The sequence below is a fragment of the Ruegeria sp. HKCCD6647-2 genome, assembly GCF_057221075.1.
Genome location: NZ_JBWVBD010000003.1, coordinates 128,693 through 144,833, shown reverse-complemented (window position 1 = coordinate 144,833; position 16,141 = coordinate 128,693). Strand labels below are relative to the sequence as shown.

The window sequence follows — 16,141 nt, the reverse complement described above, 5'->3', positions numbered from 1 at the left end:
CCTCCCTCACGACAGGAACCACGGCAAGGGCCGCATGAATATCCCCAGGACCTCATCCACGAGGTACCAGACGAAACCGGCGGCGATGACGCTGACAAGGATCATGATGCCCCAGCGACGCTCACCCAGGATCGCCGAGCCGCCCACGAGGAAAACGGTGGTCGACACAAGAAATCCAATCGGACGCAGCGCAAATGCGTAAAACACCATCAGCAGCAGAAGTGCGACGGCCTGACCCAATTTGTACTCGGTGAGTTTGCGGTAGTTGATTTCTGCCACTTCAGCAGTGTGATTGGATTTTTCGATCCCCAGCACAATCAGCAGCGACGTCAGAATACCCAGAACACTCAGAACTTTGGGGAAAGTGCTTGGCCAGATTGGGTTGTTCCGCATGAAGGGCGGCAAAAGCGCGTCCATCACGAAATACGCGTTGTATCCGTAAACCAGACAGATCAGCAAAAAGATGAGCGCGATGACACGGTCCAGAGCCATTCCGATCCTCCCATTCTAGTGTCGGCGTGCCCGGATGCGCCGGGCACGCCGTTATTGTCTTTAGAGGAAGCCCAGCTTTTTCATCAGTTCACCGATGGCCTGCTCTTGCTGCTCCAGGAAAGCCTTGAAATCATCACCGGAGTTGTGGATGTCGACCCAACCGTTCCGGTCGCGCACTTCACCCCATTCCGGTGTTTCATACATGGCCGCCAGGACAGCGCGGTATTGATCTGCTTGATCATCCGGCAGACCTGGGGCGCCGAAGAACCCGCGCCAGTTCACAAAAGAGGCATCGATGCCCTGTTCTTTCAGCGTTTGAGCATCCGGGAAGCTGGCCACGCGGTCATCTGACGTGACACCGATAATCTTCACTTCCCCGGCATTGGCCAGATCGATGGCTTCCGAGAAGCCGGTCGAAAGCGCGGCAATCTCGCCTGACAGCAAGGCCGCCATTGCTTTGCCGCCCGCGTCGTAGGGAATGTATTTTACGGCCGTCGGGTCTTCGCCGGCGGCTTCAAATGCCATCGCGGCGACCAGGTGGTCCATACCGCCCGGAACGGACCCGCCACCAATCGCGGTACCGCGTGGGTCTGCTTTGAACGTCTCGACCAGGTCACTCATAGAATTGATCGGGCTGTCCTTGCTGACAACAAATGCAGCATAGTCACCGATAGTACCTGCCACCAAAGTCAGATCGCGGAAGCTGTGCGGGAAAACACCGGTCAGCGAACGGATGACGATCGGGGTCGAGTTGACCATCAGCGTACCGTGATTGCTTTCCGCGTTTTCAATCAGGAAACCGATGGCCTTGCCGCCGCCACCGCCGGACATGTTTTCGTAGCTGGCGTTGCCTACAAGACCGGACTTGGTCAGCGCCTCGCCGGTGCCGCGCGCGGTCCCGTCCCAACCGCCGCCTGCACCGCCGGGGATCAGGAAATGAATGCTTTCCACCATCTGATCCGCCGCAGAAGCAGCGTTGCTTCCCAAGCTAAGGATGGCCGCCGTCGCCGTGATCATTGCGCGACGTGTTAAGGTCATTTTTGTCATGATGTCCTCCCGAGATCCATTGACAATATCCTCGCAAGCAATGCTGGATTGCTTTATCGTGACCCCTAACCTACCCGGTAACCCTGACAACCACCTGACACATGGTCAATTTTTGCGAGGTAACGTGCGGTTCCTGCTCATCGAGGACAACATAGGATTGTCGAAAGCGATCACCGAGCGCCTTGAACTGGATGGCCACATCGTCGACGGGGTGTCAGACGTTTCTTCTGCAAATACCATGAGAAACCTGACCAATTACGACATGATTCTGCTGGATCTGGCATTGCCGGACGGAAACGGTCGTGACGTTCTCAGGCATCTTAGAAACATCAATGACCTGACACCTATTATTGTGATCACAGCCAGCCGTGAAATCTCGGAGAGAGTGGCTGTTCTGGATCTGGGCGCAGATGATTTTCTGGTGAAACCCTTCGACTTTGCAGAACTGGAAGCACGCGTTCGCGCCGTTTTGCGCCGCAAGCGCGGTGACGCACGTAACCAGATCGAAATCGGGAATGTTTCGTTTGACCAGCTCGATGGAACCCTGACGGTTGATGGACAGCCGGTGCCGCTGAGAACTCAGGAACTGCGCCTGTTCGAAGCTCTTGTGGATGCCCCGGACCGGGTCCACTCGAAAGAGCATCTCATGGATCGTTTGTTTTCATTCGGCGACGAAGGTTCATCAAATGCAATCGAGGTCTATATCGGCCGTCTTCGGCGCAAACTTGAGCATTCCAACCTGAGAATCGAAACTGTCAGAGGCAGGGGGTATCGTATTTTGTGCCCCTAGCCGCTTCGACTCCGATCAAAGGTTCAGTTCAGCGGCGGCTGGTGTTGCAACTCACATTGGTCGCGCTGATCCTGACGGTGTTGTTTGTTCTTGCCGTCCGCCTGATCGGCGAGCGAATAGCGCAATCGGCACAGGACAGCGCCCTGTTTGCCGCGGCAGCAACCATTGCAAGTGTCATGCACTCAGAGGACGGCCGACCGCAGCTGGATCTGCCCTATTCCGCCTTTGCGATGCTGGAAGCAATCAGTGAGGATGCCATCTTTTATCGCGTTGCCGTCGGAGAGCGTACAGTCACGGGATATCACGCGTTGCAACCTGCCAATCCGGCAAATGCATTTGCGGGGCAAGCATACTCAACCGAAGAATTTCAAGGCGAACCGGTGCGAACTGTAACACTGTATCGCGCGCTTGATGTGGAAGGAGTTTCGACTGCCGTTTCGATCACTTTAGCTCAGACGCGAGAAGGGTACCACAGAACGGTCTCGCAGGTTCAGACGATTGCAACTGGGGTTGGAATAGGGTTTTTCGTCGTTTCCGCCGTGCTTTGTCTTCTGGCGTCGCAATCCGCATTGAAACCACTAAGATCGCTGGTTAATGCTATTGAACGCCGTGGACCAGAAGACTTGCGCCCGGTTGACAGGGAAGTGCCGGTTGAGGTCGCACCACTGATCACGGCACTCAACAGCTTCATAACCAGACTGTCGGGCTCTCTCGACAAAGCCGAAGAGTTCATTGCAGAAGCCGCGCATCGCATTCGAACGCCGATGGCGCTTGCGCAGACCAACGCCGAGATAGCGCTGAGGTTCGCGACCACCCAAAAATCACGGGACAAGATCCGCGAAATAATCGTCGCCGCCCGAGAGTCTTCTCGTTCCGCGTCTCAATTGCTTGATCATGCGACCGTTGCATTTCGCGCCCAAAACCCGCAACTGGCGCCAGTAAACTTATACGACCTCATAGAGAAATCCATTTCCAGGTTCTTCCCAATTGCTGAAATGAAAGGCATCGAATTGCGCGTGTCTCAGCAGGACCCGGAAGTGATGGTTGCCGCGGATCCGTTGCTGATGCAAAGCGCCATAGGCAACGTTCTGGACAACGCCATCAAGTACTCTGGGTCAGATTCCACGGTCGAGATTTCGTGCCTAAAGCAGGGCGACTTCGGCATTGTCAGAATTGAAGACCAAGGCCCCGGTTTTTCCGATGAGGATGCAACCCGGGCCACCGAATTGTTCTTTCGGGGTATCGAAACGACAAATACAGAGGGTATTGGGTTGGGACTCAAAATTGTGTCTGATGCACTTAAAGTGCACAATGGCAGGATCGAAATTTCCAGAAACAAAGTGAGGGGTTCATGCGTATCTTTGTTGCTGCCCTTGTATTCATAACGGGTTTCGGTTGGGCCCATGCCTTCGAATTCGAAGAACGCCGGTTTTATGGGCGGGAAGATACGAGCGATATCCTGAGGATCATTTCGACGTCCGACATCGAGATATTCGAGCCTCTCCTATTGGCGTTTTTGGAAGAGCATCCAAATACCGGAATTGACTACACCGTAGCGAGCAGCCAGCAGATTTTTGCGGCCATCTATGAAGAAAAAGCAGAATTCGACCTGGCGATTTCTTCGGCAATGGATTTGCAGGTGAAGATCGCAAACGACAATCTTGCCCGGGAGTATTTTTCCGAGGCAACGCAAAGGCTTCCGGCTGGTGGAAAGTGGCGGAACCGTGTCTTTGCGTTCACCTTCGAACCGGCCGTCTTTCTGATCTCACGGTCTGCGTTTCATGATGTTGAAATCCCCCGCAGCCGACAGGCCCTGGTCGAACTGGTTCGTCAGGATACGGACAAATTCAGAGGCCGAATTGGGACTTATGACATACGGCTGTCGGGCCTGGGATATCTTTTGGCCACTCAGGATTCACTCAGTTCCCAAACATATTGGCGGCTGACCGAGGTTTTCGGGCTCGCGGGAACGAAGCTCTATTGTTGTTCTGCCGACATGATACGGGACGTCGATCGCGGGCGTCTGGCATTTGCCTATAACGTGCTTGGCAGCTACGCCCTGCGCAGGGTTGCCGAGGGCAAACCGAACGTTCAGGTGGTTGAATTCGGTGATTTTCAGACCGCAATTTTGAGGACCGTTCTGATACCCGGAAATGCCAAAAACGAAAAGACAGCAGAAGCCATGGTGGACTTCCTCATCACGTTGGCGGACAGGCCGCGACTTGTGGAATCCTCCGGGTTTTATCCAATAGTCGAAGGTGAACTCGAACCCAAAAACCTTGAAGGGGCCGTCAAGCTTGGCCCAAGCCTACTGGTGTTTTTGGATTCAATGAAGCGGCTCGACTTCGTGAGCGGTTGGGTTAATTCAATGAGAATAAACTGAGGAATGCGGTGATGCCTGCAGGCTCTGTTCAATCAGGCAACAAGCTCATTTCCGCCAATTGAGACCATCGTTATTACTAAGTGTCAGGGTCATTCAATTCAAAGGCCAAACCGTTTTCCGGCTTCCCGGCGCTCCGGCCTTCGCTTTTTTCCAATTTCCGTTTACGCCCGTCACTACGCAAAAGCCCCCTGCTCTCTTACAGTTCTGATGATGATCTCGATCATTTCGAACTGAGATTCGGCAGCAACGTCTTCAAAATAGATATGGCTTGGCCACGGTTGATGCCGGAAGCGATCCAACGGCATGGTGACCTTTGACGCCACTTCCTTTTGTGCGGCGACGAACGTCTCGGCGACTTTCCGGATTTCAGTCTTGGCCTCTTCAAGATCGCCAATACTGTTGGCATCGATCTGCCGCGAACCAATCCCTGTCGTCAGAGGTACGCCACGTTGAATCGCCTGATCGACATAGAAGGGTACTTCGACCTTGTCCGCTTCCAGCCGCATAACAAACTTCGGACAAACGGCGTGTTTATGATCCATCAGCTCCAACAATCCCACGCCAGAGCCGTTGCTTACTCCGGCTGCACCACGGCGGCGCGATCCCCGATTCCGCTTTGTTGCCGTCGCAACATGGTCGCCACGATAGTTGCAATCGAACAGGCGATCGGCCCAAGGCTTCCCTTTGGTCATCCGCCGCATTGAGCGGATCGCCATGCTCTTGCAGTTCTCCGGTCCAATGAAGAAAGGCGATCCCGACGCATCCGAAAGCTCGATCCAGCCATTCGGAAACTCGTTGATGAAATGCTCGATCCATGGTGTCAGCACAGTGTCAGCGAGAAAGTCCAACAGTTCGTTCACGAAATCCGGATCGTGCACCACATCCGCCAGCAGCGGTTCCTGCCCGTAGATGTCCGCCGCGAAACTGTAAGGTGCCGAGATCTGCAGGAGCGGTTCCATCCCCGTCAAACGCTCGGTCTCACGCAGCATGTCGGTGATGACCTTGGCCACTCCGCTGTTGAAATCCGGAGTCTTCAAGTCCTTCCAATTATCCTTGTTGATCAGTGGCTCATCCGGATCCGAGCCCGGCGGGAACCGATCGGGATACATCATCTTCTGACCCACCTGCTCGCAGGTAAAGCCGTACAGGGCCCAGACGGTATAAACTTTGTCCACACCCAGAAGACGACTGGTTATCAGGTTCGTACGTGCGTAACGAACCGGGTCGCCCTTGTAGTACGCCGCCGAGTCGATGCCATAAAGATCATGCAGAATGGCCAGTGCCAGCATATGGACGGACGCCGAAACATGAACACGGTCTGTCGTAGAAGGGCGTGCAAAATCCGCATCCATTTTACCAGCTATTGTATCGTCAAAGATCTGGCGCAATTCCTCTCGGGCGGCAGGATCGCCGGCCTTCCACCGGGAAATCAGGTTTAAGCCTTCCGGGAATTTCGGATAATCCGACATTTCTCGATCCTTGTATCTTTCGGCCCGATTATTGCGAGGTTTTGTGTGCAACCACGTTCGCCACAAGCTCTGCGGTCGAACGTGGCTACTTTGCGCGGATAAATGGGTATGCTAAAATACCCATTCAGGAAAAACTACTATATCCACTTTTGAAACAGGTCGCCAAAAAATGAAGAAATCCGGTGGTGCCCTTCTTTCGATGATCAGTTTGGACCGCCAGAGTAAAACGTCGCTCATGCGCCAGCTTGAGAATAAGATTCGCAAAGCCGTGCTTGATGGAACCCTGGTGCAGGCGGCCCGAATGCCTTCCACCCGACAGCTTGCGTCAGATCTGGGGGTTTCGCGCCTGACAGTAAAAAACGCGTACGAGCAACTTACCAGCGAAGGCTTTCTGGAAACCCGCTGCGGATCAGGTACCTATGTGGCGCAACTGTCATCAGGCGACCTTCCGATCACACCGGTTCGCAGGCGGCGGCGCATACACAAGACCGGAACCGGGCCTGTTTCGCCTCGTGTAAGCCAAATAGAAAGCTCATTGGCAACAACGCGGCTTTCACACGTGCGGGCCTTCCGCCCCGGCATTCCGGCGCTTGACCTTTTTCCGCGAAAAGCCTGGGCCGAGGCCCAGTCTCGTGCGATCCGGATCAGCGACAACTCACTTTTTGGGTACGGTCCATCCAGTGGTCTGGACGAGCTTAAGTTGGCAATTGCCGCTCACGTCCGTGACAGCCGCGGCATAGAATGCGCGCCCGACCAGATCATTGTGACATCAGGGGCCCAACAGGCGTTTTCGATTGTGCTACTGACGCTATCCAGTCCGGGCGCAACGATCTGGATGGAAGATCCCGGGCATATCGCCTTTCGCGATGCAGCAAAGCTTCACGGGATGGATATTAGGTCCGTTCTTCTGGATACTGAAGGTTTTTCAATGTCTTATGCGCTGAAAAACTATGATCGCTGCGATCTTGTTTTTGTCACGCCCTCTCATCAACACCCACTTGGGATTACAATGAGCCTGACCCGCCGGCTTGAACTTTTGGACGTTGCCAACGCTCAAGATGCCTGGATCATTGAAGACGACTACGACAGCGAGTTTCATTACGAGGAACGTCCACAACCCGCCCTGAAGGCTTTGGACAAACATGGGCGGGTCCTTTACGTGGGCAGTTTTTCCAAGACCATGTTCCCGGCCATTCGGCTTGGCTATTTGATTTGTCCGCCGGGCCTGAATTCGGCTTTCTCCGCCGCAGAAACATTGTTGAGTCAGAATGTCTCGCTGCTGCAGCAAAAGGCGATGGCCTGTTTCATGGAAGACGGAAGCTTCAACGCCCATGTTCGCAAGATGAAACAAGCCTATCAGTCCCGGCGCGACGTTCTTGTTACAGCCTTGCAAAACCACGCTTCTTCAAAGCTTGTTGCCGAGCCCTGTCGCGCTGGAATGCATCTGGTGACCCGTTTCGTTGATTGTGAAGTTTCGGATCAGGTGGCGGCTCGGCGGCTATGGGACGCCGGCATCGACTGCCTGCCGCTCTCGATCTTTCGGGATCAGGCCAGTGTCAGGTCCGGCCTGCTTCTTGGATTTGCGTGTGCCCCAGAAGCACAGATCAATGGAAAAGTGCTTCAGGTTGTTCAGTGTCTCGATGACGACGCGTCTTGACAGGCATTTGCCAAAAAATGTCGGATGGTGGGTGTCGCTTGCACAATGCCAATCCTGCGGGAAGCGAAAGAAAACGGCAAAGGCGCGCATACCGGGATCGATCTGACCATTGCGCGAATGCCAAGCTAGATGTTTACGCAGCAGTATTTCAGCTCAAGGTAATCCTCGATCCCGTATTTTGAGCCTTCCCGCCCCACACCACTTTCCTTGATGCCACCGAATGGGGCGACTTCAGTGGAAATCAGGCCCGTGTTCACGCCGACCATTCCATACTCAAGTTCTTCCATGAAACGCCAGACCTGCGAGATGTTCTGCGTGTAAACATAAGACGCCAGTCCAAATTCGGTGTCGTTCGCGGAAGCGATTGCCTCTCCGACTTCCGAGAATCGGAAAACCGGGGCCAGCGGACCGAATGTTTCTTCACGCGCAACCTTCATCTTTTTAGTTGCTCCCTTGATTACGGTTGGTTCAAAGAATGTCCCGCCCAATTCGTGCGCCGCACCACCTGTGGCGATTTCTCCGCCGTTCTCAACTGCATCTGCGATGTGTTCCCGAATTTTGGAAACCGCCGCAGGTGTGATAAGGGGGCCGATTGCCGTTCCTGCGGCAAAGCCATCTCCGACCGGTAAGGCGGCAACGGCAGCGGACAGCTTTTCAACGAATGCGTCATGGATACCGTCCTGCACATAAAACCGGTTCGTGCAAACGCAGGTTTGACCGGCATTCCGGAATTTCGAGATCATCGCGCCTTCCACGGCCTTATCCAGATCAGCATCGTCGCACACGATGAAGGGCGCGTTGCCGCCCAGTTCCAGCGAGAGCTTCTTGATCTGGTCCGCCCCCTGTTGCGCCAGGATTTTGCCGACACGGGTCGAACCGGTGAAGCTGATCTTGCGCATCACCGGGTTGTCGCTGAATGCCTTGCCGATCCCGACACTATCGGTAGAAGTAATCACAGACAGAAGCCCCGGTGGAATACCGGCCTCCTCTCCCAACCTGGCCATCGCCAGTGCCGACAATGGCGTCTCGGCGGCAGGTTTCACGACCATGGCGCACCCGGCCGCAAGCGCCGGTGCGACTTTGCGAGCGATCATCGCATTCGGGAAATTCCAGGGCGTAATGGCACCAACCACTCCAATCGGTTGCTTCATAACTATGATACGCTTGTCGCGCTGATGGCCCGGAATTGTATCGCCATAGACACGCTTGGCTTCTTCACCGAACCATTCGACAAAGCTGGCGCCGTACATGACTTCTCCTTTGGCCTCGGCCAGTGGCTTGCCCATCTCGGCCGTCAGGATCGCGCCCAAATCATCCACGTTGGCGACCATCAGATCGAACCATTTGCGCAGAATTGCGGCACGCTCCTTGCCGGTCATTGCCGCCCAGTCCTTTTGAGCAATCCGCGCAGTTTCGATGGCGCTATGAGCATCGACTGCGGAGCAATCTGCAACGTGCGCCAAAACCTCTCCGGTTGAGGGGTTCGAGACATGGAACCTTTTGTCGCGCGCCACCCATTCTCCGTTCAGGTAGGCCGCTTCAATCAAAAGATCGGCACGCTTCAAAGTCTGCATTGGTGTCTCCTGTTTGATTGCAAACGGGCGAGGATATGCCCGCCCGTTCAAGTTTGTCGGTGATGCCGGTTCAGGCGTGCAGATCGCCGTCAAGTGCGGTTCCATCCGGGGCCAATCCCGATGATACCGCTGTGGCGGAACTGTCTTCGATCAGCGACTTGATGACACCCCAGGCCATCAGAACGACGAGGATCGAAATCGGAAGCGCAGCGGCGATGGCGGCAGTTTGCAGAGCCGACAGGCCACCGGCAATCAGCAATACGGCCGCCACCAGACCCTGTGCCGCGCCCCAAACCACACGATGCAGTTTCGGTGGGTGCGCGTTGCCCATGGACAATATGGTAGTCACGACCAGAGTGCCCGAGTCCGAGCTGGTGATGAACCAGGTTGCCAACAGGAACGTAGCCAAGGCCGACACGATCCAGGACAACGTGCCATTGACCGCCAGCAATTCGATTGTGCCATAAAGAGTCCCGCCAAGGTTCCAGCTGTTGACCATGTCGACCAGACCTGCCGTTCCCACACCACCGGCTGCATTCAGTTCCAGGAACAGCGCGTTGCCGCCGAAGATCGAGATCCAGATGAAGGCCATTGTTGTGGGAACAAACATCGCGCCCAGCATGAATTCCCGGATCGTGCGCCCTTTGGAAATGCGCGCCACGAACATACCGACAAACGGTGCCCAGCTCAGCCACCAGCCCCAGTAGAAGATGGTCCAACCGCCTTGCCACGACACGTCACCGGGTTCGGATGCCGTCCAGAAACCCATCGACCACAGGCCAGTGGCGTAGTCGCCGATGGCATTCATGAAGAACCCGATAAGCCATTGGGTCGGGCCGGCGAACAGAAAGAACAGCACCAGCAGGATCGACAGGATGATGTTCCATTCGGACAGGATGCGAATACCTTTGCCGATGCCCGAAACGGCCGACATCGTCGCGACGATCGAGATACCGACAACCAGTGCAACCTTCAGCGTCGTTCCGGTGCCGGTGTTGAACAATACATTCAGACCTTCGGCCATTTGCGTGACGCCCAGACCCATGGAAGTGGCTATGCCAAATACCGTGCCGAAAACAGCCAGCAAATCAACTGCATGGCCGGCCGGGCCATAAATGCGATCTCCCAGGATCGGGTACAGCGCCGAGCGAAAGGTCAGCGGCAGTTTCTTGCGAAACGCAAAGTACCCAAGGGCCAGGCCGGTCATTGTATAGATTGCCCAGCCATGCAGGCCCCAATGAAAGTTGGTGACAACAACGGCGTCCACAGCGCGTTGGACATTCATTTCTGTATGCCCTGCCGCATCGGCGAACGGGTTGTTCGGATATCCCCATCCCGCTGCGTTGTCGAAATAGAACAGCGGCTCGGCGATGCCGAAGAACAGGATGCCGATCGAAACCCCGGCCGAGAACAGCATCGCAAACCAGGAGAAGTTGCTGAACTCGGGCCGGCTGTCATCATCGCCCAGACGGATCGAGCCGAAGCGGCTGAACATCAGGAACAGGCAGACAAAAAACAGCACGAGGACCGAGCTGATATAGTACCAGCTCAGCGCACCTTCGACCCAGGACCGGACGCCTTTGTAGACGCTGCCGGCGAAGTCTACGTTGAGAATTGTGAACAGCACAAAGGCCGCGACCATCGCCTTGGAGGCGATGCTCATCCCATTGTGCAACCCTTTGAAAATCCCCTTGTCAGAGACCAGATGGTCACCACTATTTGGGGGCTGGAATTCAGCCATGTTCGTAGTCCTCCCATTGATTGACGAACACACCGCTATCCCTTGTTTGCGGTGAAGGATGTTGAGATCAGCGCATGATGAACGGATCCGGGATCGGGTCGTCGCTGGTGCGCAGCCAGATCGATTTGATCTTGGTGTAATCCAGCGCCGCCTGCAGACCGCCTTCGCGCCCGTGACCCGAAAGGCCATGGCCTCCGAAAGGTGCGATGGGACTGACGGCACGATAGGTGTTGACCCAGACAATGCCCGCCCGAATAGCACGGATCATGCGATGTGCGCGGGTCAGGTTCTGGGTGAATAGGCCTGAGGCCAGCCCGAATTTCGTGTCATTTGCGATTGCGATGGCCTCTGCTTCGGTCTCAAACGAGGTCACTGACAGAACAGGTCCAAAGAACTCGTTGGTCAGGCTGTCCGCGTCCGGCACATCCGAGCAATCCAGAATAGTCGGCGGGAAATAGAACCCATCCCGGTCAATGGGATTGCCGCCGGTCACCAGCTTGGCGCCCTGCGCAACCGACTGTTCGATCAGATCAACTGCCACGTCCCGCTGACGCTTTGTGCAAAGCGGACCAACCTCGGTCGCCATGTCATCGGGCGCACCGATGATAACGGCGTCGGCCTTTTCCTTCAGACGCGCCAGAAACGCCTCCTTGATCGAAGTCTGCACCACGAGGCGTGAGCCAGCCACGCAGCTTTGCCCGGTTGCGGCAAAGATGCCGGACACCTGCGCATTCACAGCGCTTTCGATGTCGGCATCCTCAAAGACGATGAACGGGGACTTGCCACCCAGTTCCAGAGAGGTTGAGGCCAGATTTTCGGCCGAGTTACGCACGATATGACGTGCCGTTTCCGGTCCGCCTGTAAAGGCCACATGGGCCACTTTCGGATGACTGGTCAGCGTGGCCCCTGCAACGGGACCACCAGTGATTATATTCAACACACCCTTGGGGAACCCGGCCTGATCAAAAATGCGCGCGAATTCCAGCATCGGCGCGGGCCCTTCTTCCGAAGCCTTCAGGACAACCGTACAACCCGCCGCCAGAGCTGGGCCAATTTTGACTGCTGACAGGAACAACTGAGAGTTCCATGGGACTACCGCGGCAACAACACCAATTGGCTCGCGGCGCAGCCAGACCTCCATATCCGGCTTGTCGATCGGCAGATGCGCGCCTTCGATCTTGTCGGCCAGTCCAGCATAATAGCGGTAGTAATCGGCGACATAGGCTATCTGGGCCGATGTCTCGCGGATGATCTTTCCTGTATCCCGGGTCTCCAGCTCGGCCAGACGCGGCGCGTTTTCCGCGACCAGATCAGCAAGCCGGTGCAGCAGTTTACCGCGCGCCGTTGCCGTCATCCCTGCCCATTCGGGCGAGTAGAAAGCTTGGTCAGCAGCTTCAACAGCCTGATTGACGTCCTCGGGCCCCGCGTCGGGCATCCGGGCCCAGACCGCGCCCGTGGCCGGGTCCAGACTGTCGAACTGCCCTGCACCATCCGAGAATGCGCCGCCGATATACTGTTGAAACTGCTGCATTTTACGCCAACCCCTTACTGAAACGCCGGCATGACGTCTTTGATGAACCGGTCGAGCGAGGCTTTCTTGCGCTCGAACGGCATGCTTGAATCGATCCAGAACGAGTATTCGTCGTATCCAAGCGCTTCGTACCCACGTAGGCGATCAATGACGGTGTCGGCGGTTCCAACAACCAGATCACGCTCCATGTTTTCCGGCGTGTAGAACGGATGCCCTGCGATTTCTTCATCGCTGAGCGGTTCTATCAAACCCTGCGTGATGTCCCGCTTGTTCATGAACCAGGCGCCGAAGTAGTTGTAGAACCGGTTCAGTTCGACAGCAGCGTGTTTCACATCTGTATCATCCGAAGCCACGTAAGTGTGCATCAGCAGCATGATCTTGGGCCGCGACACGTCCGGGAAATTCTCGCAGGCTGCGTTAAACTTGGACATGAGGTTCTCGACCTCGCCATCGCCGTTCCAAAGCGGAGTCACCTGTACGTTGCAGCCGTTCAGCACTGCAAACTCGTGGCTGTTCGGGTCACGCGCCGCCACCCAGATGGGTGGACCATCCGTTTGCAGGGGCTGAGGAGCTGAGGTGGTTTTGGGAAACTGGTGGAATTCACCTTCATGCGCATAATCACCCTGCCAAAGCTTCTGCACGGCGGGCACAAGCTCGCGCATGCGCAGGCCGGCTTCCCACGCGTCCATGCCGGGCATGATGCGCTCGTACTCAAAACTGTAGGCGCCGCGCGCGATGCCAAGATCCAGGCGCCCGTCGGTGATGATATCGGCCATCGCGGCTTCACCTGCCAGACGGATCGGGTGCCAGAACGGCGCAATGACCGTGCCGGTTCCCAGTCGCACATTCTTGGTGTGGCGCGCGACATCAACCAGATTCAGAAACGGGTTTGGCGCGATGGTAAAGTTCATCCCGTGATGTTCACCGGTCCAGACCGCGTGCATCCCGCCCTCATCGGCGATTTTGCACAGCTGGATGAACTCGTCATACAGCTGCTTCTGGTCCTGATCCGGAGAGATCCGCTCCATATGCGCAAAGAGTGAGAATTTCATGCCAAGTTAGCTCCCAGCGGAGAGTGGTTTGACTTCGCCACTCACCTCATTTCCGTAATACACCCCGAAGTTCCCCATACGGCTTTCTTTGGCGAACCGCTCGAGCATGGTGCAGATGGCCGGATCGGCGATATCCATAAGAGTGGACTCGCTGATCTCGGTAAAAACACCATTCTCCGGTTCGCCATCGGCGGCCTGGCACAGGAACGAGATATGTTGAAGTTTGCGCGCTTCATCCTGATAAACTGAGTAGATAAACCCCGGCTCCGCCTGCACGCCGCTCTCGCCGATCAGGCGGGTCAGGGCCGCGTTGGCACCATCGGCCACGTCGTCAGTTGCCGGAATGGTCAGGCGGCCATAGCCGTCACCCTGCAACAGGATTTTCCCATCCCGTTCGATCAGGGCGGATACGACCAATCCGGTGCGTTTGCTCAGGGCCTTGGCTTCGGCAGCGGGGGTTACATAGGCACCCCGGGCATAGCCCAGCCCGGGTGCAATATTGTGATCAAAGGCTTTGACTTCACCGATCAGGATCAGGTGGTCGCCTGCATCAACGGTTCGGGACATGTCGCAGTCGAACCAGGCCGAGACGTCATCAAGGATCGGTGATCCGTTGGGGCCAGGCTGCCAGTCAACTGTCGCAAACCGATCCTCGACCGGGCGGGCAAAGGTGTTCGACACTTCGATCTGGCCTTCGGACAGTATGTTGATCGCGAATTTCGATGTGTTCGCGAACGCTTCATAGTTGCTTGAGGTGTTGGCAAGGCACACCAGTACCAGAGGCGGCTCGAGAGAAACGGAGGCAAAAGAATTTGCGGTAAAGCCCAGCGGGTTTCCGCCCTCATCATGTGCGGTCACGACAGTGACGCCGGTCATGTAGGTGCCAAATGCATTTCGCAGGGCGCGGGGGTTGCTCAGCATGCGCGGGTCGAATTCGATCATTTTGGGTCAACCTCTTCCGATGGGGTTTGCAACCAGGCTTCCAAAGCTGCATTCACGGTTTCCGGCGCGGTCAGATTCACCATGTGCCGGTGATTTTCGATCACGATGGCCGTCCCATTCGGCGCGGCTTCTGCCATCGCGTAAGACATTGCCGGGGTCGAATTCGGGTCGCCATCTCCGGTCAGGGCCAGCAGCGGACAGGTGATCGTACCGAACCCTTTCGCATAAAGGGCGTCTCCGCGTGCAAAAGCGTTGTAGGCGGTGGCGTAGCCTTCGATATTAACCGCTGAAAGCCACGCCGCAACATCGTCACGCGCGGCCTGTTCGACGGGCGTGTCACCAAACCACCGCCGCAGCGGAGTTTCTACATCGAAAGTTCCGGTGCCGATCAGCTTGGCCCGCTCGATCACGGATTTGCTTGAGGCCGCGTCCCTGCAAAATACTCCGTTCAGCAGCGCGACCCGCTCAACCCGACCGGGGTTGCGTACTGCAAATCCACCCGCAATCAACGCGCCCATCGAATGGCCTGCTAGGTTGACGCGCTGCAGCTTCAGCTCATCCAGAACCGCCAACAACCAATCAAGAAATACCGGCAGGTCAGAACCTGCTGGGATCTGATCGCTGCCGCCGTGTCCGGGCATATCCAGCGCGATCACGTGGTGCGATCCCGCGAGGAACTCAATCTGGGGGCCCCAAGCCGCCGATTGCATGCCCACGCCGTGGATCAGCACGACGGGGGCCGCTTTCCCAGCATGGGAAAGCCCGGCCTCGCGATAGGCGACTGTGCCGAAGGGCTCAGACAGCTGCAGGGTTGTCGACGTCATGGCCCAATTCCTTGAGATCTTGATAGCGGTCACCGATGCGGTGATGCGGACGGCCACCGATCGAGGCGCCAAGCGCGATCATGATCTCATCCGGCGCGGGCGCGTCTGCCACCTGCAACTGGATGGTCAGGTAATGGCTGCGCCGACCACCGTCATTCTTGTCCATCAGCGGGATTTGCATCGCAGCATTTGCCGGGCCGCGCGTGTTGGTGAACGCGAGATACGACTTTGCGCCAACCGCCTCGCGATAAAAGTTACCAAAGCGCAGGGTGTGGATCAGGGCCGAACCATGCTCGACCTCACCGTTGACACCGACGATCGCAGCCTTGCCGTACCCTTCGACCTTGTCCCCGCCACCGGCAGCGTCGAGCACCATGTCGGTCAGCAGGCTGCCAAGGCCCGGCGCGCAATCATGAATCTCGGGCTTCAGGTCGTCAACAAAACCGCGGCCAGCCCACGGGTTCCGGATCACCGCAATCGCTGCAATCATCTTCAATGGCTGCTCGGCGACCTTCCCTCCTTCGATCAGGGTGTTTTCAACGTGCAGCAGTGTTTTGCGGATTTCGGCGGGCATGTCGGTATTCCTTGCGATTCGTTGCGCTGTAAGATGGTATACCATCATACCAACTGTCAATCATA

The 16,141-nt window shown here is 56.4% G+C and carries 14 protein-coding genes; 4 read left to right on the top strand and 10 right to left on the bottom strand.

What is annotated here, in order from left to right:
• Positions 1–6: 6 nt before the first annotated feature.
• Both AC2TDJ_RS09785 and AC2TDJ_RS09780 read right to left on the bottom strand, forming a co-directional pair.
• The gene (locus AC2TDJ_RS09785; RefSeq protein WP_480841671.1) at positions 7–492 is read right to left on the bottom strand and encodes a tripartite tricarboxylate transporter TctB family protein; all 486 of its coding nucleotides are present in this window, start codon (positions 490–492) and stop codon (positions 7–9) included.
• 60 nt (positions 493–552) lie between these two features.
• Complete coding sequence (locus AC2TDJ_RS09780; RefSeq protein WP_480841669.1) at positions 553–1,539, bottom strand: Bug family tripartite tricarboxylate transporter substrate binding protein; 987 nt, start codon at positions 1,537–1,539, stop codon at positions 553–555.
• 40 nt (positions 1,540–1,579) lie between these two features.
• On the opposite strand from AC2TDJ_RS09780, the gene AC2TDJ_RS09775 reads away from it, so the two are divergent.
• Genes AC2TDJ_RS09775 through AC2TDJ_RS09765 form a run of 3 tightly spaced genes read left to right on the top strand, consistent with a single transcriptional unit; the run spans position 1,580 to position 4,712 of the window.
• Positions 1,580–2,329, top strand: coding sequence for a response regulator transcription factor (locus tag AC2TDJ_RS09775; RefSeq protein WP_480841667.1), 750 nt, complete (start codon positions 1,580–1,582; stop codon positions 2,327–2,329).
• 41 nt (positions 2,330–2,370) lie between these two features.
• Entirely contained in the window at positions 2,371–3,714 is a 1,344-nt protein-coding gene (locus AC2TDJ_RS09770; RefSeq protein WP_480841665.1) for a sensor histidine kinase N-terminal domain-containing protein, read from the top strand.
• The gene (locus AC2TDJ_RS09765) at positions 3,681–4,712 is read left to right on the top strand and encodes an ABC transporter substrate-binding protein (protein ID WP_480841663.1); all 1,032 of its coding nucleotides are present in this window, start codon (positions 3,681–3,683) and stop codon (positions 4,710–4,712) included. The genes AC2TDJ_RS09770 and AC2TDJ_RS09765 overlap by 34 nt, the downstream gene beginning before the upstream one ends.
• A gap of 173 nt (positions 4,713–4,885) precedes the next feature.
• On the opposite strand, the gene AC2TDJ_RS09760 is transcribed toward AC2TDJ_RS09765, so the two are convergent.
• Complete coding sequence (locus AC2TDJ_RS09760) at positions 4,886–6,181, bottom strand: uroporphyrinogen decarboxylase family protein (protein ID WP_480841661.1); 1,296 nt, start codon at positions 6,179–6,181, stop codon at positions 4,886–4,888.
• A 169-nt stretch (positions 6,182–6,350) separates the two neighbouring features.
• Here AC2TDJ_RS09760 and pdxR point away from each other — a divergent pair, with 169 nt between their 5' ends.
• Positions 6,351–7,838, top strand: a complete 1,488-nt coding sequence (gene pdxR, locus AC2TDJ_RS09755) for a MocR-like pyridoxine biosynthesis transcription factor PdxR (RefSeq protein WP_480841659.1) — start codon at positions 6,351–6,353, stop codon at positions 7,836–7,838.
• A 125-nt stretch (positions 7,839–7,963) separates the two neighbouring features.
• On the opposite strand, the gene AC2TDJ_RS09750 is transcribed toward pdxR, so the two are convergent.
• The 7 genes from AC2TDJ_RS09750 to AC2TDJ_RS09720 form a co-directional block, all read right to left on the bottom strand.
• On the bottom strand, positions 7,964–9,412 hold the full coding sequence (locus AC2TDJ_RS09750; RefSeq protein WP_480841657.1) for an NAD-dependent succinate-semialdehyde dehydrogenase: 1,449 nt from the start codon (positions 9,410–9,412) through the stop codon (positions 7,964–7,966).
• Between the two features lie 70 nt (positions 9,413–9,482).
• A complete protein-coding gene (locus AC2TDJ_RS09745) occupies positions 9,483–11,153 on the bottom strand; it encodes a BCCT family transporter (RefSeq protein ID WP_480841655.1) in 1,671 nt (556 codons plus the stop codon).
• Between the two features lie 67 nt (positions 11,154–11,220).
• The gene (locus tag AC2TDJ_RS09740) at positions 11,221–12,684 is read right to left on the bottom strand and encodes an aldehyde dehydrogenase (protein WP_480841654.1); all 1,464 of its coding nucleotides are present in this window, start codon (positions 12,682–12,684) and stop codon (positions 11,221–11,223) included.
• Between the two features lie 14 nt (positions 12,685–12,698).
• Positions 12,699–13,736 (bottom strand): LLM class flavin-dependent oxidoreductase, encoded by a 1,038-nt coding sequence (locus AC2TDJ_RS09735; RefSeq protein ID WP_480841652.1) that lies wholly within the window; start codon positions 13,734–13,736, stop codon positions 12,699–12,701.
• A 6-nt stretch (positions 13,737–13,742) separates the two neighbouring features.
• Positions 13,743–14,678: a flavin reductase gene (locus tag AC2TDJ_RS09730; protein WP_480841650.1), complete on the bottom strand. Its 936-nt coding sequence runs from the start codon at positions 14,676–14,678 to the stop codon at positions 13,743–13,745.
• Positions 14,675–15,502, bottom strand: a complete 828-nt coding sequence (locus AC2TDJ_RS09725) for an alpha/beta fold hydrolase (RefSeq protein WP_480841648.1) — start codon at positions 15,500–15,502, stop codon at positions 14,675–14,677. Before AC2TDJ_RS09725 ends, AC2TDJ_RS09730 begins: the two co-directional genes overlap by 4 nt.
• A complete protein-coding gene (locus tag AC2TDJ_RS09720; protein WP_480841646.1) occupies positions 15,474–16,076 on the bottom strand; it encodes an amino acid synthesis family protein in 603 nt (200 codons plus the stop codon). Before AC2TDJ_RS09720 ends, AC2TDJ_RS09725 begins: the two co-directional genes overlap by 29 nt.
• Positions 16,077–16,141 lie beyond the last annotated feature (65 nt).